The organism is Gordonia polyisoprenivorans, from assembly GCF_017654315.1.
GTDB lineage: Bacteria > Actinomycetota > Actinomycetes > Mycobacteriales > Mycobacteriaceae > Gordonia > Gordonia polyisoprenivorans_A.
This window is the reverse complement of record NZ_CP072203.1, coordinates 3,904,881-3,928,801: the sequence shown is the minus strand read 5'-3', so window position 1 is coordinate 3,928,801 and position 23,921 is coordinate 3,904,881. Positions and strand designations below refer to the sequence as shown.

The 23,921-nt window shown below is 64.8% G+C and carries 15 protein-coding genes and 3 rRNA genes; all 18 read left to right on the top strand.

From position 1 onward, the window contains the following. Positions 1–66: 66 nt before the first annotated feature. The 18 genes from argC to J6U32_RS17610 all read left to right on the top strand — a co-directional run bounded on the left by argC (position 67) and on the right by J6U32_RS17610 (position 23,921). Complete coding sequence (gene argC, locus J6U32_RS17695; RefSeq protein WP_123928236.1) at positions 67–1,104, top strand: N-acetyl-gamma-glutamyl-phosphate reductase; 1,038 nt, start codon at positions 67–69, stop codon at positions 1,102–1,104. Further along, on the top strand, positions 1,101–2,360 hold the full coding sequence (gene argJ, locus J6U32_RS17690) for a bifunctional glutamate N-acetyltransferase/amino-acid acetyltransferase ArgJ (RefSeq protein ID WP_208791474.1): 1,260 nt from the start codon (positions 1,101–1,103) through the stop codon (positions 2,358–2,360). The genes argC and argJ overlap by 4 nt, the downstream gene beginning before the upstream one ends. Further along, a complete protein-coding gene (gene argB, locus J6U32_RS17685; RefSeq protein WP_208791473.1) occupies positions 2,357–3,352 on the top strand; it encodes an acetylglutamate kinase in 996 nt (331 codons plus the stop codon). The genes argJ and argB overlap by 4 nt, the downstream gene beginning before the upstream one ends. Further along, on the top strand, positions 3,349–4,569 hold the full coding sequence (locus J6U32_RS17680) for an acetylornithine transaminase (protein ID WP_208791472.1): 1,221 nt from the start codon (positions 3,349–3,351) through the stop codon (positions 4,567–4,569). The genes argB and J6U32_RS17680 overlap by 4 nt, the downstream gene beginning before the upstream one ends. Beyond that, complete coding sequence (argF, locus tag J6U32_RS17675; protein WP_208791471.1) at positions 4,566–5,489, top strand: ornithine carbamoyltransferase; 924 nt, start codon at positions 4,566–4,568, stop codon at positions 5,487–5,489. The genes J6U32_RS17680 and argF overlap by 4 nt, the downstream gene beginning before the upstream one ends. Continuing rightward, on the top strand, positions 5,486–5,998 hold the full coding sequence (locus tag J6U32_RS17670) for an arginine repressor (RefSeq protein WP_208791470.1): 513 nt from the start codon (positions 5,486–5,488) through the stop codon (positions 5,996–5,998). The genes argF and J6U32_RS17670 overlap by 4 nt, the downstream gene beginning before the upstream one ends. Positions 5,999–6,132: 134 nt before the next feature. Next, entirely contained in the window at positions 6,133–7,335 is a 1,203-nt protein-coding gene (locus J6U32_RS17665) for an argininosuccinate synthase (RefSeq protein ID WP_208791469.1), read from the top strand. Next, a complete protein-coding gene (argH, locus tag J6U32_RS17660; protein WP_208791468.1) occupies positions 7,328–8,770 on the top strand; it encodes an argininosuccinate lyase in 1,443 nt (480 codons plus the stop codon). The genes J6U32_RS17665 and argH overlap by 8 nt, the downstream gene beginning before the upstream one ends. A 122-nt stretch (positions 8,771–8,892) precedes the next feature. Continuing rightward, positions 8,893–11,880 carry an AMP-binding protein gene (locus J6U32_RS17655; RefSeq protein ID WP_208796184.1) on the top strand — a complete coding sequence of 996 codons (2,988 nt, stop codon included), beginning with the start codon at positions 8,893–8,895 and terminating at the stop codon, positions 11,878–11,880. Positions 11,881–11,932: 52 nt separating this feature from the next. Next, the gene (locus J6U32_RS17650) at positions 11,933–12,148 is read left to right on the top strand and encodes a Trm112 family protein (RefSeq protein ID WP_208791467.1); all 216 of its coding nucleotides are present in this window, start codon (positions 11,933–11,935) and stop codon (positions 12,146–12,148) included. A 64-nt stretch (positions 12,149–12,212) separates the two neighbouring features. Continuing rightward, positions 12,213–13,514 (top strand): tyrosine--tRNA ligase, encoded by a 1,302-nt coding sequence (gene tyrS / locus J6U32_RS17645; RefSeq protein ID WP_208791466.1) that lies wholly within the window; start codon positions 12,213–12,215, stop codon positions 13,512–13,514. A 467-nt stretch (positions 13,515–13,981) separates the two neighbouring features. Continuing rightward, positions 13,982–15,506 (top strand): 16S ribosomal RNA (locus J6U32_RS17640). A 443-nt stretch (positions 15,507–15,949) separates the two neighbouring features. Further along, positions 15,950–19,114, top strand: a 23S ribosomal RNA gene (locus J6U32_RS17635). Between the two features lie 119 nt (positions 19,115–19,233). Then, positions 19,234–19,350, top strand: a 5S ribosomal RNA gene (gene rrf, locus J6U32_RS17630). The 16S, 23S and 5S rRNA genes sit together here, the layout of an rRNA operon. A 131-nt stretch (positions 19,351–19,481) precedes the next feature. Next, complete coding sequence (locus J6U32_RS17625) at positions 19,482–21,542, top strand: HAD-IIA family hydrolase (protein ID WP_208791465.1); 2,061 nt, start codon at positions 19,482–19,484, stop codon at positions 21,540–21,542. A 13-nt stretch (positions 21,543–21,555) separates the two neighbouring features. Further along, on the top strand, positions 21,556–21,849 hold the full coding sequence (locus tag J6U32_RS17620) for a hypothetical protein (protein WP_208791464.1): 294 nt from the start codon (positions 21,556–21,558) through the stop codon (positions 21,847–21,849). Positions 21,850–21,878: 29 nt separating this feature from the next. Then, positions 21,879–22,805: a TlyA family RNA methyltransferase gene (locus J6U32_RS17615; protein ID WP_208791463.1), complete on the top strand. Its 927-nt coding sequence runs from the start codon at positions 21,879–21,881 to the stop codon at positions 22,803–22,805. Positions 22,806–22,835: 30 nt separating this feature from the next. Next, positions 22,836–23,921 carry an NAD kinase gene (locus tag J6U32_RS17610; protein ID WP_208791462.1) on the top strand — a complete coding sequence of 362 codons (1,086 nt, stop codon included), beginning with the start codon at positions 22,836–22,838 and terminating at the stop codon, positions 23,919–23,921.

The window sequence follows — 23,921 nt, the reverse complement described above, 5'->3', positions numbered from 1 at the left end:
GCGCGGTCGCGGTGAGGCCACCAGGGGCGGTGTGAATTGATTTGCACCGCCATGCATAATGATTGCATGACGATCAAGGTGGCGGTCGCCGGTGCGAGCGGCTACGCGGGCGGTGAGATCCTACGACTTCTGTGCGGTCACCCCCGACTGCGTTCGGGTGAACTGGAGATCGGCGCGTTGACCGCGGGCGGCAACGCCGGCAGCACGCTCGGCACCCTTCATCCCCATCTGCTCCCGCTGGGCGACCGCGTGCTGCAGGAGTCGACGCCGGAGATCCTCGCAGGCCACGACGTGGTCTTCCTCGGCCTGCCGCACGGGACGTCGGCAGCCATCGCGGATGCCCTTCCGCCCACGACGCTCATCATCGACTGCGGTGCCGACTTCCGGTTGCGCGACAGTGCCGACTGGACTGCGTATTACGGGGGACAACACGCGGGCACCTGGCCGTACGGCATGCCCGAGCTGCCGGGTAACCGCGAAGTCCTCTCCGGTGCCAGTCGTATCGCGGTTCCGGGCTGCTACCCGACGGTCTCGATCCTGTCGCTGCTGCCGGCGGTCGCCGCGGGGCTGATCGAGCCGGCGGTCACCGTGGTCGCCGTCAGCGGGACCTCCGGTGCGGGGCGCACGCCCAAGGTCGACCTGCTGGCCGCCGAGGTGATCGGGTCGGCACGGGCCTACGGCGTCGGCGGTGTGCACCGGCACACACCGGAGATCGCGCAGGCACTCTCGGCTGCCGCCGACATGCCGGTGACCGTGTCCTTCACCCCTGTTCTGGTCCCGATGTCGCGCGGCATCCTGGCCACCTGCACCGCCCGTACCTCGGCGACTTCTGACGATGTGCGCGCGGTGTATGAAAAGGCTTATGCGGAGGAACCTTTCGTGCACCTGCTGCCGGCCGGTGCCCTGCCGACGACCGGTTCGGTGATCGGATCCAATGCGGTGCAGCTGGCGGTGACCGTCGACGAGCGCGCAGGTACTCTCGTCGCGGTCGGCGCGATCGACAACCTCACCAAGGGCACCGGTGGTGCTGCGGTGCAGTCGATGAATCTCGCGCTGGGCTGGGACGAGACCGAGGGTTTGAGCACCGTGGGGGTGGCACCGTGACCACATCGGATGATCGGATCGACGCCGACGATCGCATCGCCGGCGGTGCGCCGCTGGATGCACCGCGATTGGTGCGGGAGCAGGGCGTCAGCGCCCCGCTCGGTTTCCGGGCTGCCGGTATCGCGGCCGGTATCAAGGCATCCGGCAAGGAGGATCTTGCACTGGTCTTCAACGAGGGCCCCGACTACGCCGCAGCCGGTGTGTTCACCCGCAACCAGGTCAAGGCCGCGCCGGTGCTGTGGTCGCAGCAGGTGCTCACCACGGGCCGACTGCGTGCGGTGATCCTCAACTCGGGCGGCGCGAACGCGTGCACCGGGCCGGGCGGATTCCAGGACACCCACGCCACCGCGGAGGCCGTCGCACAGGCGCTGAGCAACTGGGGCACCGAGACCGGTGCCGTCGAGGTCGCCGTCTGCTCCACCGGCCTGATCGGCGACCGCCTGCCGATGGACAAGGTGTTGGCCGGCGTCACCGAGATCGTCCACGAGATGGGGGGCGGCCTGTCCGGGGGAACCGACGCCGCCTACGCCATCATGACCACCGACACCGTGCCCAAACAGGTTGCGCTGCACCACCCCCAGGGATGGAACGTCGGCGGCATGGGCAAGGGCGCGGGAATGCTCGCCCCGTCACTGGCCACCATGCTGTGCGTGCTGACCACCGACGCTCGCGCGTCCGCCGAGCAACTCGACACCGCCCTGCGGCGGGCCACGGCGCTGACCTTCGATCGACTCGACGTCGACGGTGCCACCTCGACCAACGACACCGTGCTGTTGCTCAGTTCCGGGGCCAGCCAGATCCCGGTCGATCAAGCAGATCTCGATGCCGCCGTGCTGGCGGTGTGCGACGATCTGGCCGCACAGCTGATGGCCGACGCCGAGGGCGTCACCAAACGCGTCACCATCACCGTCGCCGGCGCGCGGACCGAGGACGACGCGATCACCATCGCACGGACCGTGGCCCGCGACTCGCTGGTGAAGACCGCATTGTTCGGCTCCGATCCGAACTGGGGTCGCGTGCTCGCCGCGGTGGGGATCGCTCCGGTCACCATCGACCCCGACCGGATCTCGGTGTCGTTCAACGGCAACGCCGTCTGCATCGACGGTGCCGGCGCACCCGGCGCACGTGAGGTGGACCTGTCCGGAGCCGACATCGACGTGCGCATCGAGCTGGGACTCGGAGGGGCGTCCGGTTCCATCCGCACCACCGACCTGTCGCATGCCTACGTCGAAGAGAACTCGGCGTACTCGTCATGAGCCCCGACGGAGTGAATCCCGGGGCCGTGGATGCCGGGGGCGCCGATCGCACGGGCATCGACAAGGCGCAGGTACTCGCCGAGGCGCTACCGGCGATGCAGGCCCTCGCCGGTGCGACCGTGGTGGTCAAGTACGGCGGCAACGCAATGGTCGACGACGAGCTCAAGCGTGCGTTCGCCGCGGACATGGTCTTGCTGCGTGCCTGCGGAATGCACCCGGTCGTCGTGCACGGCGGCGGTCCGCAGATCTCGGCGATGCTGCAGCGGCTGGGGTTGTCGGGGGAGTTTCGCGGCGGGTTCCGCGTCACCACCCCCGAGGTGATGGACGTCGCCCGGATGGTGTTGTTCGGTCAGGTCGGGCGAGAACTGGTGGGACTCATCAACTCCCACGGTCCGTACGCCGTCGGCCTGACCGGTGAGGATGCGCACCTGTTCACCGCTACACGCCGGACCGTGATGGTCGACGGCGTGGCCACCGACATCGGACTGGTGGGTGACATCACGTCGGTGAACACCTCTGCGGTGCTCGATCTCGTTGCGGCCGGACGTATCCCGGTGGTCTCGACGATCGCCCCGGACCGTGACGGCGTCGTGCACAACATCAATGCCGATACCGCCGCCGGCGCGCTCGCCGAAGCGCTCGGTGCGTCGCGGTTGGTGATGCTGACCGACGTCGAGGGGCTGTACACCGACTGGCCCGATCGGGGGTCGTTGGTGTCGCGGATCGACGTCGAGCAGGTCGCGAAGCTGTTGCCGCGCCTCGATTCCGGCATGGTGCCCAAGATGGAGGCGTGCCTGCGGGCGGTGACCGGCGGGGTCGGTGCGGCGCACGTGATCGACGGCCGAGTGCCGCACGCGGTGCTCGCCGAGCTGCTGACGTCGACCTCGGCGGGCACCACCGTCGTGCCGTACCGAACCGGCGCCGGTTCGGTCGCCGAACCGGCATCGCAAGCTCACCCCGACATTCCTGATCCGAAGGCCACGACCTCATGACCACTCCCTGGCAGCAGCGGTGGACGACCGCGCTGATGAACAACTACGGCACCCCCGCGCTCACCCTCGAACGTGGCGCCGGCGCGCACGTGTGGGATGCCGACGGCAACCGCTACCTCGACCTCCTCGGCGGAATCGCCGTCAATTCGCTCGGACATGCCCATCCCGCGATCATCGACGCGGTTGCGAACCAACTGGGAACCCTCGGGCACGTATCGAACCTCTACATCAACGAGCGCGTCGTCGAATTGGCCGAACGGCTGCTCGACAAGTTCGGGCAGCCCGGTCGGGTGTTCTTCTGCAATTCCGGGACCGAGGCCAACGAGGCGGCGTTCAAACTCGCCCGGCGTACCGGTCGACCGCAGATCATCGCTGCCGACAAGGCATTTCACGGTCGAACGATGGGTGCGCTGGCCATGACCGGACAGCCCGCCAAGCGCGCGCCCTTCGAGCCGATGCCGCCCGGTGTCGACTTCGTGCCCTATGGCGATGTGGCGGCGCTCGAGTCGGCGGTGTCGGAACGAACGGCTGCGGTCATTCTCGAACCGATCCTGGGCGAGTCCGGTGTGGTGGTGCCGCCGGCGGACTACCTCGCGCATGCCCGGCGGATCACCTCCGAGCATGGCGCGTTGCTGATCCTCGACGAGGTGCAGACGGGAATCGCGCGCACCGGAACGTTTTTCGCCCACCAGGCGGTGGGCGTCGTCCCGGATGTGATGACCTTGGCCAAGGGGCTCGGGGGTGGTCTGCCGATCGGTGCGTGCCTCGCCACCGGCGACGCCGCCGACCTGTTCACGCCCGGTCAGCACGGCACCACCTTCGGGGGGAATCCGGTCAGCGCCGCGGCGGCACTCGCGGTGCTGCGGGTGATCGACGACGAGGGGTTGCTCGACCATGTCGCCGCGGTCGGTAAGGCGATCGCCACCGGCGTCGAGGATCTCGGGCATCCGTTGATCGACCACGTCCGTGGGTCCGGCCTGCTACTCGGGATCGCACTCACCGCGCCGATCGCCGCGCGGGTCGAGAGCGCCGCGCGCGGCGGCGGCTTTCTCGTCAATGCACCCGCGCCGGATGTCGTGCGCCTCGCGCCGCCGCTGATCCTCACCGAGGAGCAGGGCCGCGAATTCGTCTCGGCCCTACCGGGTTTCCTCGACGCCGCAGCGCACGATGCCGCAGCTCATGACGCAGCAGCCCATGATGCGAAGGAGAAGGCATGACCCGCCACTTCCTCCGGGACGACGACCTGACGCCCGACGAGCAGGCCGAGGTCCTCGCACTCGCCGCGGAGGTCAAGCGCGACCCGTACGCACGTCGGCCGTTGGAGGGGCCGCGCGGGGTCGGTGTGATCTTCGACAAGAATTCGACGCGCACCAGGTTCTCGTTCGAGATGGGCATCGCCCAACTCGGCGGACACGCCGTCGTCGTCGACGGTCGGACCACCCAACTCGGTCGTGATGAATCGCTCGCCGACACCGGACGGGTGCTGTCGCGTTTCGTCGACGCGATCGTCTGGCGGACCTTCGGCCAGGATCGTCTCGACGAGATGGCCTCGACCGCAACGATTCCCGTGATCAACGCGTTGTCCGACAGCTTCCATCCGTGTCAGGTCCTCGCCGACCTGCAGACGATCATCGAACACAAGGGAGCCGCCGCGGGACTGCGGATGACCTATCTCGGCGATGGCGCGAACAACATGGCGCATTCGCTCGCGCTCGGCGGCGTGACCGCCGGGATGCATGTGACGATCAGTGCGCCGGAGGGCTTTTCGCCGGACCCCACGGTGATCGCCGACACCGAGAAGCGTGCGCAGCTGACCGGCGGGTCGGTCCAGGTGATGGAGGATCCGGTGCGCGCGGTCGCCGGCGCCGACGTGCTGGTCACCGACACCTGGGTCTCGATGGGGCAGGAGGACGACGGAAGAGACCGCAAGGCCCCGTTCCGGCCGTACCAGATCAACGCCGACCTGCTGGCCCGGGCGGCATCGGATGCCGTTGTGCTGCACTGCCTGCCCGCTCATCGCGGCGACGAGATCACCGACGAGGTGATCGACGGTCCGGCGAGTGTGGTGTTCGACGAGGCCGAGAACCGGCTCCACGCACAGAAGGCGCTGCTGATCTGGTTGCTGGAGCACCGATGACGGCGTCGAGCAGACCCGAACATCCCGAGACGAGGCTGGCCTCCACCAGGGCCGGCCGCCATGCACTGATCGTCGACATCCTCGCCAAGAACCAGGTACGCAGCCAGTCGGAGTTGCAGCATCTGCTCTCCGCCCGCGGCATCGACGCCACCCAGGCCACCATCTCCCGTGATCTCGACGAACTCGGCGCGGTGAAACTGCGTGCCGCCGACGGCGGCGTCGGCGTCTATGTGGTGCCCGAGGACGGGTCGCCGGTACGCGGGGTGTTCGGCGGGACCGATCGGCTCTCCCGATTGCTGTCGGAACTGCTCGTCTCCACCGACGCCAGCGGCAACCTCGCGGTGTTGCGGACACCGCCGGGAGCGGCCCACTATCTGGCGAGCGCGATCGATCGGGCGAGCCTGCCCGATGTGGTCGGCACCATCGCCGGCGACGACACCATCTTCGTCTGCGCGCGTGACCCGATCGACGGCGCCGAACTGGCCCGACGAATCGAGGGTCTCGTGTGACAGCCGCACGTCGCAGGGGACCCGACAACCAGCCCTGATCACCGTGAGTCCGCTTCCGCGGACCCCGATCACCCTCAGCCAACCGCGCATCCGAGAATGGATGGGCACATTCGAAACAGGAGTTCACTGAAGACATGGCCGAACGCGTCGTACTTGCATACTCGGGCGGACTGGACACCTCGGTCGCCATCAGCTGGATCGGCCGGGAGACCGGCAAGGAGGTCGTCGCCGTCGCGCTCGATCTCGGCCAGGGCGGCGAGGACATGGAGGTCGTGCGTCAGCGAGCCCTCGACTGCGGTGCGGTCGAGGCGGTACTCGTCGACGCGCGCAACGAGTTCGCCGACGACTACTGTCTGCCGGCGATCACCTCCAATGCGCTGTACATGGACCGCTATCCGCTGGTCTCGGCGCTGTCGCGGCCGCTGATCGCCAAGCACCTGGTGACCGCGGCGCGCGACCACGGCGGCACCGTCGTTGCTCATGGCTGCACCGGCAAGGGCAACGACCAGGTGCGTTTCGAGGTCGGATTCGCCTCGCTCGCACCGGATCTTGAGGTTATCGCCCCGGTCCGCGACTACGCTTGGACCCGGGAGAAGGCGATCGCCTTCGCCGAGGAGAACGCGATCCCGATCAACGTCACCAAGAAGTCCCCGTTCTCGATCGACCAGAACGTGTGGGGCCGTGCGGTGGAGACCGGGTTCCTCGAGGATCTCTGGAACGCGCCCACCAAGGACGTTTACTCCTACACAGAGGACCCGACGCTCAACTGGTCCTCGCCCGACGAGGTCATCATCACCTTCGACAAGGGCCGCCCGATTGCCATCGACGGCAGGCCGGTGAGCGTGCTCGACGCCATCGAGGAGCTCAACCGCCGTGCCGGGGCTCAGGGCGTCGGCCGGCTCGACGTGGTCGAGGACCGGCTCGTGGGTATCAAGAGCCGCGAGATCTACGAGGCCCCGGGTGCGATGGTGCTCATCACCGCGCACGAAGAGCTCGAGCACGTGACCCTGGAGCGTGAACTCGGGCGATTCAAGCGCCGCACCGACCAGAAGTGGGCCGAACTGGTCTACGACGGTCTGTGGTTCTCGCCGCTCAAGCGCTCGCTGGACACCTTCGTCGAGTCGACCCAGGAGCACGTCTCCGGCGACATCCGCCTGACACTGCACGGCGGACACATCTCGGTCAACGGTCGGCGCAGCGCCGAATCGCTGTACGACTTCAACCTCGCGACCTACGACGAGGGTGACAGCTTCGATCAGTCCGCGGCGCGTGGATTCGTCGAGTTGCACGGCCTGTCGTCGAAGATCGCGGCGCGCCGGGATCTGATCGGTGAGTGAGAAGGCCGGCGGCACCAACGAGGGTTCGCTCTGGGGTGGCCGATTCGCCGACGGCCCGGCCGCGGCAATGGCAGCGCTGAGCAAGTCGACGCATTTCGACTGGGTGCTGGCGCCCTTCGACATCCGCGCTTCCAAGGCGCATGCGCGGGTACTCAACGCGGCCGGACTGCTCGGCGATGACGACCTCACCGCGATGCTCGACGGTCTGGATCGTCTGGCCGCCGACGTCGCCGACGGCACCTTCGGTCCGGCGCCGTCGGACGAGGACGTCCACGGTGCCCTCGAGCGTGGACTGATCGAGCGGGTGGGCGCGGAGTTGGGCGGACGGCTGCGAGCGGGCCGGTCGCGCAACGATCAGGTCGCCACCCTGTTCCGGATGTGGGTGCGCGAGGCCATGAGCCGGGTCGCTCTCGGGGTGCTCGACGTGGTCGACGCGCTCACCACCCAGGCCGCCGCGCACCCCGATGCGGTGATGCCCGGAAAGACCCACCTGCAGGCCGCGCAGCCGGTCCTGCTCGCGCATCACCTGCTCGCGCACGCCCAGCCGCTGATCCGCGACATCGATCGCCTTCGTGACGCCGATCGGCGGACCGCGGTGTCGCCGTACGGTTCCGGCGCCCTCGCCGGGTCGTCGCTCGGACTCGACCCGGGCGCGATCGCCACCGAACTGGGTTTCGACGCGCCGGCCGAGAATTCGATCGACGCGACGTCGGCGAGGGACTTCGCCGCCGAGGCCGCGTTCGTCTTCGCGATGATCGCCGTCGATCTCTCACGGTTGTCCGAAGAGGTGATCATCTGGAGCACACCGGAATTCGGCTACGTGACCCTGTCGGACGCGTGGTCGACGGGTAGCTCGATCATGCCGCAGAAGAAGAACCCCGATGTCGCCGAACTCGCGCGCGGCAAGGCGGGGCGGCTCATCGGCGACCTGACCGGACTCATGGCCACCCTCAAAGCCCAACCGCTGGCATACAACCGGGACCTCCAGGAGGACAAGGAGCCACTGTTCGACGCGGTCGCCCAGCTCGAGTTGTTGCTTCCGGCGATCGCCGGGCTCGTGGGTACCCTGCGGTTCCACGAGGAGCGGATGGCCGAACTCGCGCCCGCCGGATTCACCCTCGCTACCGATATTGCCGAATGGCTTGTGCGTCAAGGCGTTCCGTTCCGGGTTGCACACGAACTCGCCGGGGCCTGCGTCCGGGAGGCCGAGAGCCGTGGGGTCGGGCTCGACGAACTCGACGACGCGGCCTTCGCGGCAATCGATCCGGCGCTCACCCCGCAGGTCCGTGAGGTGCTCACCGTCCGCGGGTCGATCGAGTCGCGCGACGCCCACGGCGGTACCGCGCCCCGGCAGGTTCGACGACAGCTCGACGTGCTGGCCGAGGAGACCGCCCGAGAGCGCGCATTCTGGCAGGACAGGGTGTCGGTCGGATAGCTCGGCGCGCCCGTTGTCGACGCGCCGGCGGACGGACTGGCCGATAGCGGTCCGTCCGCCGAATCGGGTGGGTAGAGTGAGTGCCCACTGAGGAGGGGTGTCGATTGGGCGGAATTCCGGATGTGGGCGCGGTGGTCGGCCGAGTGGTCGCAACCGCACAGAACGGACTCGAGGTATTGCGCCTCGGAGGTCTGGAGACGGGTACCCAGCCCGCGCCCTTCGCGGTCGTGGAGACCGAGAAGATGTTCAAGCTGCGGCGGTACTTCCCCGGCGACGACGCCGACGGTCCGAACGTGGTCCTCATCCCGCCGATGATGGTGTCGGCGAACGTCTACGACGTCACCGAGCACAACGGGGCGGTGTCGATCCTGCACCGGCACGGGATCGTGCCATGGGTGATCGACTTCGGGTCACCCGACACCGTCGAGGGCGGGATGGAACGCGACCTCGCCGACCACGTGGTCGCGGTGAGCCGAGCGATCGACCTGATCATCGATGCGACGGGCAAGGACGTCCACCTCGCCGGGTATTCGCAGGGTGGGATGTTCGCCTACCAGACGGCTGCGTACCGACGAAGCAAGGGACTCGCGAGCCTGATCACCTTCGGCAGTCCCGTGGACGTGCTCGCGGCGTTGCCGCTCGGACTCCCGGCCGGGCTGGTGGTCCCCGGTGCCGAGATCCTCGCCGATCGCGTGGTCAGTCATCTGTGGGTTCCGGGATGGTTGGCGCGCTTGGGGTTCCAGATGCTCGACCCGGTCAAGACCGCACGCAGCCGGCTGGACTTCCTGCGCCAGCTCCACGACCGCGACGCCCTCCTGCCGCGCGAAGATCAACGGCGTTTCCTCGAATCCGACGGCTGGGTCGCGTGGTCCGGTCCGGCGATCGCGGAGTTGCTGCGGCAGTTCGTCGTTCACAATCGCATGGTGTCCGGTGGATTCGTCATCAACGGCGAACTGGTCACTCTCGCCGAGATCACCTGTCCCATTCTCGCGTTCGTCGGCGAGGCCGACGACATCGGCCAGCCGGCCGCGGTGCGCGGAATCGTGCGAGCGGCCCCGGACGCCAAGGTCTACGAATCACGGGTACCCGTAGGGCATTTCGGGCTCGTCGTCGGCAGCACCTCGGGCGCCCAGACGTGGCCGATCACCGCTGAGTGGATCGGGTGGCAGTCCGGCCTGCGCCCGAGGCCGGCGTCGCTGGAGGAGATGACAGTTCCCGAGCCCGGTAGCGGATCGGGGGTGAGCGTGGCATCGCGGATCACCCACGGCCTCGGCGCCGTCGCCGACGCCGGCGCGGGGGTCTCCCGCGATCTGATGGGCATCGCGTCGTCACTGCAGCGGTCGTCGATCGCCGTCGCCCAGGAGTCCGTGCGTACCGTGCCGCGGCTCTTACGCTTGGGCCAGATCCAGGCCGGAACCCAGATCTCGCTGGGAAAGCTGATGTCGGAGAACGCCAAACGCGGCGCCCAGAAAGAGCTGTTCCTGTTCGAGAACCGTGTGCTCACCCACGCGCAGGTCAACCTCCGTATCGACAACGTCGTCGCCGGCCTGGTGTCCTGCGGGATTCGCCCGGGCCAGCACATCGGTGTGCTGATGGACACCCGCCCCAGTGCCCTGGTGGTGGTGGCGGCGCTGTCGCGCTTGGGTGCGGTGGCGGTGATGCTCTCGCCCGAGGGCGACATCGACGAGATGTTGCGTCTGTCCGACTGCGGTGTGGTCATCACCGACCCGAAGAACCTGGACACTGCTGCGGCGCACAGTGATCGGGTACTGATCCTGGGCGGGGGCAGCGGGGATACCCGAGAGATCGACCGTGCCGACGGCCACCGGATCGTCGACATGGAGCAGATCGATCCCGACGAGGTCGAGATGCCGGTGTGGTATCGCGCCGACCCCGGGTTGGCCGGCGATCTGGCGTTCATTCTCTTCACCCGGTCGCAGGGCAAACTCGCCACCTGGCCCATCACCAACCACCGGTTTGCGATGTCGGCGTTCGGTGCAGCGTCGGCGGCGGGCCTGACCGACCGCGACACCGTGTACTGCTTGCCGCCCCTGCATCAAGCGTCGGGGCTGCTCACAACGCTCGGCGCGACCGTCGTCGGACGATCTCGGATTGCGCTGTCCAACGGTGTGGATGCCGAGACCTTCGCCATGGAGGTTCGCCGCTACGGCATCACGGTCGTCTCGTACACGTGGACGATGATGCGCGAGATCGTCCGGGCGGAGAACTTCCACATCGCCGAGCACAACCCCATCCGGTTGTTCATCGGGTCGGGCATGCCCGTCGGGTTGTGGGAGGACGTGCAGGTGGCATTTCCGCGGGCACGGGTACTCGAGTTCTTCGCGACCGCCGACGGTTCGGCGATTCTGGCCAATGTGGCCGGCGATCAGGCGGGGTCGATGGGACGTGAACTGCCGGAGACGAATCCGGTCCAGGTGGCCGCGTTCGACATCGAGAATGCACGGCTGGAGGTGGCGCCCAACGGATTCGTGCGGCGTGCCGATGCGGGGGAGATCGGGCTCCTCCTGGCCCGCACCCGCTATCGATTCGACATCTCCTCGACGGTGTTGAGAGATGTGTTCAGCCGCAACGACCGTTGGGAGGTCTCCGGCCACCTGTTCCGACGCGACTCCGACGGTGACCTGTGGTTCATGGGTTCGGCGGACTCGGCGGTGCGCTCGACCGATGGGATCCTGTACCTCCCACCGATAGAGAACGCGCTGTCCCGGGTGGACGGCGTCGACCAGGTTGTCGCCTACAGCGTGGGTGATCCCGGTGCGCAGCTGGTGATCGCGGCCCTGACACTGAGACCGTCGATGAGGGAGGAGTCGCTGACCGTGACCAAGTTGCGTGTGGCGCTCGGCGAATTGCCGGCACCGCAGCGGCCCCATCTGATCCGGGTGGTCGACGAGATCCCGGTATCGGACTCATATCGGCCGATGGCGACAGGTTTCATCCGTGAGGGGTTGCCGCAGCCGGGCGCCAAGGTCTGGTACCGCGACGCAGAGGGGCGTTACCGCAGGTACACCAGGTCGTCGGCGGCCAAGACCGCGTGGAACACCGTCGCGGCCACGGAGGGGGCGGGCGACGCCACCGGCACGATACGGTGAAGTCGACACGCAGAAGTGTCGCGTGATCGTCGAACGAAGGGAACAAGCGGAAATGTCGTCGCGTGCCGAGGCCATCGATCCGATCGTTCGGGAACGACTCGTGTGTCCGCAGGACCATGGCCCGCTGCTCGACGCAGGCGACGAGCTGTACAACCCGCGCCTTCAGGTGGCCTACCGCATCGACGCCGACGGAATCCCCGTGATGCTCGCCGACGAGGCGAGAGCCGTCGACGATGCCGAGCACGCTTCGTTGACCAGCGGTTCCTGACGCGCGGCCGTCCTGCCGCCGGGCCCTCGGACGGAATCCGGGGGCGGGGTGGGAAGATCGTCGGGTGAGTGCGCAGACCTCGGAGAACGCAGTGACCACCAGCGATATCCTCGAAGAGCTCGAATGGCGTGGTCTGATCGCGCAATCGACCGATCTCGATGATCTTCGTACCGCTTTGGACGCCGGTCCCATCACCCTCTACGCCGGGTTCGATCCGACCGCGGCAAGTCTGCACGCCGGCCACCTCGTGCCGCTGCTGACGTTGCGACGCTTCCAACTCGCCGGCCACCGACCCCTCGTACTCGCGGGTGGCGCCACCGGACTCATCGGTGACCCACGCGAGGTGGGGGAGCGTTCCATGAATGCCGCCGATGTTGTCGAGGGATGGGCGGATCGGATCGGCGGGCAACTGAGGCGGTTCGTCACCATCGACGACGCACCGAACAGCGCTGTTCTCGTGAACAACCTCGACTGGACCGGGCCGATGTCGGTCGTCGACTTCCTCCGGGATCTGGGCAAGCACTTCTCGGTGAACGTGATGCTGGCGCGCGAGACCGTCAAACGACGTCTCGAGACCGACGGGATCAGTTACGCCGAGTTCAGCTACATCCTGCTGCAGTCCAACGACTACCTCCAGCTGCATCGACGACATGGCTGCTCGCTGCAGATCGGCGGGTCAGATCAGTGGGGCAACATCATCGGCGGTGTCGATCTGGTTCGACGAGTCGACGGCGATGCGGTCCACGCGCTGACCGTGCCGCTGGTGACCTCCTCCGACGGGAAGAAGTTCGGCAAGTCCACCGGCGGCGGTAGCCTCTGGCTCGATCCGGAGCTGACCAGCCCGTATGCGTGGTACCAGTACTTCGTCAACACCGCCGACGCCGACGTCGTGCGCTACCTGAGATGGTTCACCTTCCTCGATCGTGAGGAAATCGCCGAACTCGAGCGCGCCACCGAGGAGACCCCGCACCTCAGACTCGCGCAGAAGCGACTGGCAGCGGAGATGACGACGCTGATCCACGGCTCCGAACACACCGCTGCCGTTCAGTTGGCGAGTCAGGCCCTGTTCGGTCGCGGCGATCTCGACGATCTCGACGAACAGACGCTGGCTGCAGCCCTCGGTGAGACGACGGTGGCCGACTACTCCGGGACGCGGCCGACCATCGTCGAGCTGTTGGTGGACACCAAGCTGTGCGACAGCAACAAAGCTGCACGACGCGCGGTCACCGAGGGCGGGGCGTATGTGAACAATGCGAAGATCACCGACGAGGAGTGGCGACCGGCCGACTCGGATCTCTTGCACGGCCGGTGGCTGGTCGTCCGGCGTGGCAAGAAGTCGTTCGCAGGCGCGCGCATCGCCCCTTGACCTGGGGATTTGACGCGATGTTCCAACGCATGTAACTTTCTTGTTGCACCGCAGAGAGCAAATCCCCCGGGGCCGACAGGAATCGGGGGTTGCAGGATGTCCTCACCTCCTCGGAGTGGAGGCAGCCGATCCGCGGTACGTCGGAACGCAGCAAGGCCAGACACCATTTGGCCTAACCGCCGCGATCTGGCACACTGGACGAGTTGCCCGTGATTGGGTGGCGAATCCTGAACGACAACTCGCTGGAGTTCGCCCTTGTGTGGGGTGGTGTTGGTGGGTGTGTGTTCTTTGAGAACTCGATAGTGTGTTGGTGGATTGTTTGATGCCATTTGTTTTGTGGCATTAGAGTTTGTGCATCGCGCCTCTGTTGTGGGGTGTGGTGTGGATTTTTTTGCCAGTTTTTTGGATTGTTTTTGTCAGGTTTTGCTTTCCTGGTTTGTGTTGAAACTGTTTGGTTTCGATGTTTTTTCATGGAGAGTTTGATCCTGGCTCAGGACGAACGCTGGCGGCGTGCTTAACACATGCAAGTCGAACGGAAAGGCCCTGCTTGCAGGGTGCTCGAGTGGCGAACGGGTGAGTAACACGTGGGTGATCTGCCCCTGACTTTGGGATAAGCCTGGGAAACTGGGTCTAATACCGGATATGACCATGGGATGCATGTTCTGTGGTGGAAAGCTTTTGCGGTTGGGGATGGGCCCGCGGCCTATCAGCTTGTTGGTGGGGTAATGGCCTACCAAGGCGACGACGGGTAGCCGACCTGAGAGGGTGATCGGCCACACTGGGACTGAGACACGGCCCAGACTCCTACGGGAGGCAGCAGTGGGGAATATTGCACAATGGGCGCAAGCCTGATGCAGCGACGCCGCGTGAGGGATGACGGCCTTCGGGTTGTAAACCTCTTTCAGCAGGGACGAAGCTTTCGGGTGACGGTACCTGCAGAAGAAGCACCGGCCAACTACGTGCCAGCAGCCGCGGTAATACGTAGGGTGCGAGCGTTGTCCGGAATTACTGGGCGTAAAGAGCTCGTAGGCGGTTTGTCGCGTCGTCTGTGAAATTCTGCAGCTTAACTGCAGGCGTGCAGGCGATACGGGCAGACTTGAGTACTACAGGGGAGACTGGAATTCCTGGTGTAGCGGTGAAATGCGCAGATATCAGGAGGAACACCGGTGGCGAAGGCGGGTCTCTGGGTAGTAACTGACGCTGAGGAGCGAAAGCGTGGGTAGCGAACAGGATTAGATACCCTGGTAGTCCACGCCGTAAACGGTGGGTACTAGGTGTGGGTTCCATTTCACGGGATCCGTGCCGTAGCTAACGCATTAAGTACCCCGCCTGGGGAGTACGGCCGCAAGGCTAAAACTCAAAGGAATTGACGGGGGCCCGCACAAGCGGCGGAGCATGTGGATTAATTCGATGCAACGCGAAGAACCTTACCTGGGTTTGACATACACCAGACGCCAGCAGAGATGTTGGTTCCCTTGTGGTTGGTGTACAGGTGGTGCATGGCTGTCGTCAGCTCGTGTCGTGAGATGTTGGGTTAAGTCCCGCAACGAGCGCAACCCTTGTCCTGTATTGCCAGCGGGTTATGCCGGGGACTTGCAGGAGACTGCCGGGGTCAACTCGGAGGAAGGTGGGGATGACGTCAAGTCATCATGCCCCTTATGTCCAGGGCTTCACACATGCTACAATGGCCGGTACAGAGGGCTGCGATACCGTGAGGTGGAGCGAATCCCTTAAAGCCGGTCTCAGTTCGGATCGGGGTCTGCAACTCGACCCCGTGAAGTCGGAGTCGCTAGTAATCGCAGATCAGCAACGCTGCGGTGAATACGTTCCCGGGCCTTGTACACACCGCCCGTCACGTCATGAAAGTCGGTAACACCCGAAGCCGGTGGCCTAACCCCTTGTGGGAGGGAGCTGTCGAAGGTGGGATCGGCGATTGGGACGAAGTCGTAACAAGGTAGCCGTACCGGAAGGTGCGGCTGGATCACCTCCTTTCTAAGGAGCATGCAACATTCCCAGGCCGGCGGCGTCTGTCCGTTGGGTGGGTGTGTGTTCATAGGGTGAAACATCAAACACGCCATGTGGCTGATCGTGTGTGCGGTTGGTTGCGGGTGATCGTGCTGGGTGACTGGTGCGGTGCTGCTAATACACTGTCGGGGTTCTGAGGGAACACACTCGTGTGTTGTCTTGGTGCTTGCAATGGTTGTCGTGTTGGTGAGGTGTCCTGTGGTGGGGCGCGGAGATGCGGTGATGTTGTGGGTGTGTGTTGTTTGAGAAGTGCATAGTGGATGCGAGCATCTTTATTTTTGCAATGCATATCGAATCAATGTTTTTGGTTTGTGTGTTTTGTTCGAGTTGAAAGAAAATGTTTGTAAGGCAAATGGCTAAACTGGTGGGCGGCTCTGTTGTTTTGGGGGCGTCTGTGGGTTTAGGTGTTGTTGTAAGTGTTTGAGGGCGTTCGGTGGATGCCTTGGCACCAGGGGCCGATGAAGGACGTGGTAGGCCGCGATAGTCCTCGGGGAGTTGTCAAACGAGCTGTGATCCGAGGGTGTCCGAATGGGGAAACCCAGCACGAGTGATGTCGTGTTACCACCAGCTGAATGTATAGGCTGTGTGGGGGGAACGTGGGGAAGTGAAACATCTCAGTACCCATAGGAAGAGAAAACAATTGTGATTCCGTGAGTAGTGGCGAGCGAAAGCGGAGGATGGCTAAACCATGCGCATGTGATACCGGGTAGGGGTTGTGTGTGTGGTGTTGTGGGGTCTGTCTTCCTCGATCTACCTGTCGGGGCGTGAGTGAGAAAGCTGCATGCTAGGTGAAGTGGCCTGGAATGGTCTGCCGTAGGCGGTGAGAGTCCGGTAGCTGAAAGCGTGTGGTCTTGCGTGATGGTGTCCCCAAGTAGCAGCGGGCTCGTGGAATCTGCTGTGAATCTGCCGGGACCACCCGGTAAGCCTGAATACTTCCTGGTGACCGATAGCGGACTAGTACCGTGAGGGAAAGGTGAAAAGTACCCCGGGAGGGGAGTGAAAGAGTACCTGAAACCGGACGCTTACAATCCGTCAAAGCCTGTGGATTCTTTGGTGAATCGTGGGTGATGGCGTGCCTTTTGAAGAATGAGCCTGCGAGTTAGTGCTCGGTGGCGAGGTTAACCCGTGTGGGGTAGCCGTAGCGAAAGCGAGTCTGAATAGGGCGCAATGTCGGAGACATTTGTCTTGCGACGGTAGTCGCCGGGTCTAGACCCGAAGCGGAGTGATCTACCCATGGCCAGGGTGAAGCGCGGGTAAGACCGCGTGGAGGCCCGAACCCACTTCAGTTGAAAATGGAGGGGATGAGTTGTGGGTAGGGGTGAAAGGCCAATCAAACTCCGTGATAGCTGGTTCTCCCCGAAATGCATTTAGGTGCAGCGTGGTGTGTTTCTTGCCGGAGGTAGAGCTACTGGATGGCCGATGGGCCCTACTAGGTTACTGACGTCAGCCAAACTCCGAATGCCGGTAAGTGAGAGCACTGCAGTGAGACTGCGGGCGATAAGGTTCGTAGTCGAGAGGGAAACAGCCCAGATCGCCGGCTAAGGCCCCTAAGCGTGTACTAAGTGGAAAAGGATGTGGGGTCGCGAAGACAACCAGGAGGTTGGCTTAGAAGCAGCCACCCTTGAAAGAGTGCGTAATAGCTCACTGGTCAAGTGATCCTGCGCCGACAATGTAGCGGGGCTCAAGTACACCGCCGAAGCCGCGGCACTCACACGTTAGTCTGGCTTGCCCTTGCGGGGGTGTGTCTAGGTGTGTGGGTGGGTAGGGGAGCGTCCTGCATCCGTGGAAGCGCCGGAGTGATCTAGGTGTGGAGGGTGTGGGAGTGAGAATGCAGGCATGAGTAGCGAAAGCAGAGTGAGAAACTCTGCCGCCGGATGACCAAGGGTTCCTGGGCTAGGCTAATCCGCCCAGGGTGAGTCGGGACCTAAGGCGAGGCCGACAGGCGTAGTCGATGGACAACGGGTTGATATTCCCGTACCCGTGTATCCGCGTCCATGCTGAATCATCTGTACTAACCATCCAAATCCTGATCGATACTCTTCGGAGTACGTGAGGGGGCTGCATGGGACCTTGGGTGGTAGTAGGCAAGCGATGGGGTGACGCAGGAAGGTAGTGGGGCCAGGCGATGGTTGTCCTGGTGTAAGCCTGTAGGACGGGGCATTGGTAAATCCGTGCCCCATATAGTCTGAGAGGTGATGCGTAACCGTTGTGGTGAATTCCATGATCCTATGCTGCCGAGAAAAGCCTCTAGTGAGTTGGTACACGGCCCGTACCCCAAACCAACACAGGTGGTCAGGTAGAGAATACTAAGGCGATCGAGAGAACTGTGGTTAAGGAACTCGGCAAAATGCCCCCGTAACTTCGGGAGAAGGGGGACCCATCCTGGTGACGACATTTACTGTTTGAGCTGGTGTGGGTCGCAGAGACCAGAGAGAAGCGACTGTTTACTAAAAACACAGGTCCGTGCGAAGTCGTAAGACGATGTATACGGACTGACGCCTGCCCGGTGCTGGAAGGTTAAGAGGACCGGTTAATGCCCTTCGGGGTGTGAAGCTGAGAATTTAAGCCCCAGTAAACGGCGGTGGTAACTATAACCATCCTAAGGTAGCGAAATTCCTTGTCGGGTAAGTTCCGACCTGCACGAATGGCGTAACGACTTCTCTGCTGTCTCAACCACAGACTCGGCGAAATTGCAGTACGAGTAAAGATGCTCGTTACGCGCGGCAGGACGAAAAGACCCCGGGACCTTCACTATAGCTTGGTATTGGTGTTCGGTTCGGTTTGTGTAGGATAGGTGGGAGACTGTGAAGTGGCCACGCCAGTGGTTGTGGAGTCGTTGTTGAAATACCACTCTGATCGTATTGGACTTCTAACCTCGGACCCTGATCGGGTTCAGGGACAGTGCCTGGTGGGTAGTTTAACTGGGGCGGTTGCCTCCTAAAAGGTAACGGAGGCGCCCAAAGGTTCCCTCAGCCTGGTTGGCAATCAGGTGGTGAGTGTAAGTGCACAAGGGAGCTTGACTGTGAGACGTACATGTCGAGCAGGGACGAAAGTCGGGACTAGTGATCCGGCACCAACGTGTGGAAGTGGTGTCGCTCAACGGATAAAAGGTACCCCGGGGATAACAGGCTGATCTTCCCCAAGAGTCCATATCGACGGGATGGTTTGGCACCTCGATGTCGGCTCGTCGCATCCTGGGGCTGGAGTAGGTCCCAAGGGTTGGGCTGTTCGCCCATTAAAGCGGCACGCGAGCTGGGTTTAGAACGTCGTGAGACAGTTCGGTCTCTATCCGCCGCGCGCGTTAGAAACTTGAGGAAACCTGTCCCTAGTACGAGAGGACCGGGACGGACGAACCTCTGGTGTGCCAGTTGTTCCGCCAGGAGCATTGCTGGTTGGCTACGTTCGGAAGGGATAACCGCTGAAAGCATCTAAGCGGGAAGCCTGTTCCAAGATGAGGTTTCTCACCACCTTTGAGTGGTTAAGGCCCCCCACAGACCATGGGGTTGATAGGCCAGAACTGGAAGCCCAGTAATGGGTGTAGGTGACTGGTACTAATCGGCCGAGGACTTACAACAACATCCTTATATTCTTTCGTACTCGCATAGAGTAGAAGATGTGTCGCATCCACTATGTACTTCTGAAACAACACCAGAAGAGATAAAAATAGACTCGTCTGGTGCGAGTTTCACAGAGTTTCGGCGGCTATAGCGGTGGGGAAACGCCCGGTCCCATTCCGAACCCGGAAGCTAAGCCCACCAGCGCCAATGGTACTGCACCCTAATCAGTGTGGGAGAGTAGGACACCGCCGAACACAAATTTTGAGGTATGCCCCGCAACACACCGTGTTGCGGGGCATCACCCATTCAACCCACCTCAGATCGGTCCTTGGTGAGACCGGGGTCGGCTCGGCCCAGGCCGTGAAGAGGGAATAGATTGGCAACCATGAATGACCGTGACCGCAACCGCGGCCGCCAGCGTCCGGACCGATCCGATCAGTCGGGCCGCCCGCCCCGAGAGGGTCGGCAACGCAATGACGGTCCCACCGACCCTCCTCTTCCCGACGATGTCGTCGCCTCCGACCTCGACCCCGATACCCGACGTGATCTGCTGTCTCTGGAGAAAGGGACAGCAGAGCGAGTAGCGCGACATCTGGTGATGGTGGCGGAACTGCTGTATGAAGATGCCGATTTGGCTCTGGAACATGCTCGCGCTGCTCGGCGTCGCGCAGCGCGCGTGGGGGTCGTCCGAGAGACCGCCGGCGTTGCCGCGTATAACGCCGGGCAATGGCAGGAAGCCATCTCGGAGCTGCGGGCCGCTCGTCGGATCACGGGTGGTTCGGCGCTGCTACCGCTGATTGCCGACGCCGAGCGTGGATTGGGACGCCCGGAGCGCGCGATCGAGATCGCCCGCAGTGAGGAGGGTCGTGCTCTCCGCGATGAAGAAGCCACAGAGATGCGCATCGTCGAAGCCGGCGCTCGCCTGGATCTGGGGGAGCCCGAGAAGGCACTGGTGACCCTCCAACTGGAAGACATGAGTCCGAGCCGCACCGGCACCGCGGCTGCTCGACTGTTCTATGCGTACGCGTCGGCCCTGGAGGCCGCCGGCCGCCTCGACGAGGCGACGACCTGGTTCATGAACGCCTCGGCTGCCGATACCGAAGACGCGACCGATGCCGAGTTCCGGTTGATGGAGATCTCGGTAGGTAGTCCCGAGGCGGAGGTCGGTCCAGTCCACGACGGCCTGGCAGACACCGAGGCGAACATCGTGGAGCCCGATCCGCAATCCGAGCCGGAACCGCAACCTGAACCCGAGCCGGAAGCGCAGCCCGAACCGGAACCGCAACTCGAGCCAGAACCGCAGCCGAGCGCCGATTCTGTGAAAGGGTCCGCTCGGCAAGCGAGCGTTGCGGAGCCGGAGAGCGAGCAGGTTCCCGAGGTTGCCGCGGCACCGGCCGTGGAGATCGAGCCGGTGCCCTCGGAGCCTGCGCCCACGTGCGTCGTCGATGCGTACGACGCGTTGCTTCTCGACCTGGACGGCACTGTCTTTGCCGGGAAGAGCCCGATAGCCGGTGCGCCGGAGACGCTGGCGCGCATCGAGGTGCCCAAGATCTTCGTCACCAACAACGCGAGTAGGCGCCCGGACGCGGTTGCCGAGCACCTTCGGTCGATGGGCTTCACGGCGACGCCAGAGCAAGTCGTCACCAGTGCGCAATCGGCGGCCCGGTTGCTCTCCGAGCACCTCGAGCCCGGATCGCGCGCCCTCGTGCTCGGTACCGATGGTCTCGCCCAGGAAGTCCGTGAGGTCGGGATCGCGGTGACCCGTAGCGCGGACGATTGTCCACTCGCCGTCATCCAGGGCTTTTCTCCGGAGACGTCGTGGGAGAGCTTGTCGGAGGCCGCTCTGGCGATCCGGGCGGGCGCACTGTGGGTGGCCACCAACGTCGATGCGACGCTGCCGTCCGAGCGAGGCTTACTCGTCGGCAACGGGTCCCTGGTGGCGGCGGTCGCCAATGCCACCGGCCAGGAGCCGCTCGTCGCCGGAAAACCGGCCGCGCCGCTCATGGCCGACGCCATCAACCGCAGTGGCGCAGATACGCCGCTGGTGGTGGGGGATCGACTCGACACCGACATCCAAGGCGCGCATTCGGTGGGCCTCGACAGTCTCCTGGTACTCAGTGGCGTCAGCACGGCCACAGACCTTCTGGCCGCACCGCCACAGCAGCGGCCGACGTTCGTCTGCGCCGACCTGTCCGGTGTTCTCGACCCTGCCGACTCGCTGCGTATCGCCGACAATGACGACTGGCGGATCGAGCAGGCCGGCAACACGTTGACGGTGTCGCCGGTATCCGAGCCGCCCGCGAGGCTGCGCCTGCTGCCGTCATTGGCTGCCCGCGTCTGGGCGCTCGCCGACGCCGACGAGATCGACCTGACGGAAATGACCATCACCGCCGATGACCCGACGACCCGAAGTGCGTTGGAGGATCTGGGTCTCGGCGCCGAGTGAAGGGACGAGAGCAATGACCTTGCCCGACGATGCCTCCGCGCGGCCGGCACCGGCGACGGGGCCGACGCCGCAGATGATGCCCGGTGCACGGCCCGGACAGGTGCACGCCGAGACCGTCGATGCCGTCGACCCCGAGTTGGCCGAGTCTGTCCCGGTGCGGGTGCGTGAACTCCTCGGTCAGGTGGACGATATTCGCGAACAATCCGGTGAGGCAATCGATTTGGTGGCACTGGCCCGCCAGACGCAGCTGCTTGAACAAGCGCACGAGGTGCTGACCTCGGCGTTGTCGGACGTGGACCGTCGGTGACCGGGCGCGCACGGACGAGGTGTCACTGAGTGGCCGCGCGAGCGCGCCTCGACGCCGAGCTGGTACGCCGCGGACTCGCACGCTCACGCGAGCAGGCGCGCGAACTCGTGGAGCGTGGCGCGGTGAAGGTCAACGGCACCATCGCCGCCAAGCCGGCCACCAATGTCGGTCGGGACACCCCGATCGTCGTGGTCGAGGAGGACCGCGACGATTGGGCATCGCGGGGGGCACACAAACTGATCGGTGCACTCGAGGCATTCGAGCCGCAGGGACTGACGGTCGCCGGCAGGCGATGCCTCGATGCCGGTGCATCCACCGGCGGATTCACCGACGTGCTCCTGCGCCGCGACGCCCGCGAGGTCGTTGCCGTGGACGTCGGCTACGGGCAGTTGATCTGGCGTCTGCAGAACGACGACCGCGTCGACATCCATGACCGCACCAATGTCCGGCATCTGACCGCTGAACAGATCGGGGGTGCCGTCGACCTCGTCGTCGCCGACCTGTCATTCATCTCACTCGCGTTGGTCCTACCCGCCTTCGTCGCATGTGCGCGTCCCGGGGCCGACATCGTGCCGATGGTCAAGCCGCAGTTCGAGGTGGGTAAGGATCGCGTCGGTTCCGGTGGCGTGGTGCGCGACCCCGACCTGCGGGTGGAGGCCGTCGTCAAGGTGGTCACCGAGGCCGCGCGGCTCGGCCTGGTCACCCGCGCGGTGACGGCCAGCCCGCTCCCGGGACCGTCGGGCAACGTCGAGTATTTCCTCTGGTTGCAGCGGCCGTCGGGCACGGTGTCGGCGTCGGGCGATAGGGTCGGTAGCCGGGGCGTATCGCCGGTCGAGGGCGAGGCGACAGGCGAGAGCCCGGCACGGGATGCCCTCGATGGGAATGCGTCGCAACCGGACGTGGGTCCGGACATCATCCGGATGATCAGGCAGGCCGTCGCCGACGGTCCGCGCTGAATGTCATCGTGCGAGACGAAAGGAGACCAGGTGGGCAACGCATCGGTCGCGGATTCGGATAGCACAGGCGGTGCATCCGATCCGGCCCGCGGGTTCGAACGAACCGGTTCCGCCCATCGCGAGTTCCTCGTCGTCGCGCACACCGGCCGTGAGACCGTGACCCACACCATCGCCGCGATCGCCCGGCACTGCGCCGAGGGCGGGGTGGCGCTGCGGGTCATCGACCACGACACCCACGTCGATCCCGACCCCGCCAGCGAGGCACGCGCTTACCCGCAGTCGGTGGCCGATACCGGACCCATCCCGCGCCCCCCGGAACGCAACCCCCTCGATCCGGCGCACCTGCGAGAACTCGGTGCGCAGGTGGCGGTGACCTCAGGCGCCCCCGATTCGGCGGAGGGATGCGAGATCGTCATCGTGCTCGGCGGCGACGGCACCTTTCTGCGGGCCGCCGAGCTGGCGTATCCCGCGGGCGTGCCGGTTCTCGGAATCAATCTGGGCCACATCGGTTTTCTCGCCGAGGGCGAGGCCAACCGCGTCGACGAGGTGATGGCCCAGCTCGTGTCCGGTGATTATCGGGTGGAACCGCGGATGACACTCGACGTCACCGTCATCGACCCGGCGGACACCGAGGGCATCCCCCAGACCAGCTGGGCACTGAACGAGGTCGCGATCCTCAATCGCACCAGCACCGGTGTGCTCGAACTCATCACCGAGGTCGATGGGCGTCCGGTGTCGGCTTTCGGTGCCGACGGCGTCCTGGTATCGACGCCGACGGGGTCCACCGCCTACGCGTTCTCCGCGGGCGGACCGGTGATGTGGCCGGATCTCGAGGCGATCCTGGTGGTGCCCAGCAACGCCCACGCCTTGTTCGCCCGACCCATGGTGACCAGTCCACGGTCACGGATCGCGGTGGAGGTCGACAAACTCGGCCGCTCCGGGTTCGCCCTCTGCGACGGCCGCCGACGCCTCGACGTGCCCGCAGGCGCGCGGGTCGAGGTGGTGCGCAGCGACCGATCGGTGCAGTGGGTGCGGATCGACTCCGACCCGTTCGCCGATCGCCTCGTCCGGAAATTCGATCTGCCGGTCACGGGCTGGCGGGGGAGGCAGGCCTAG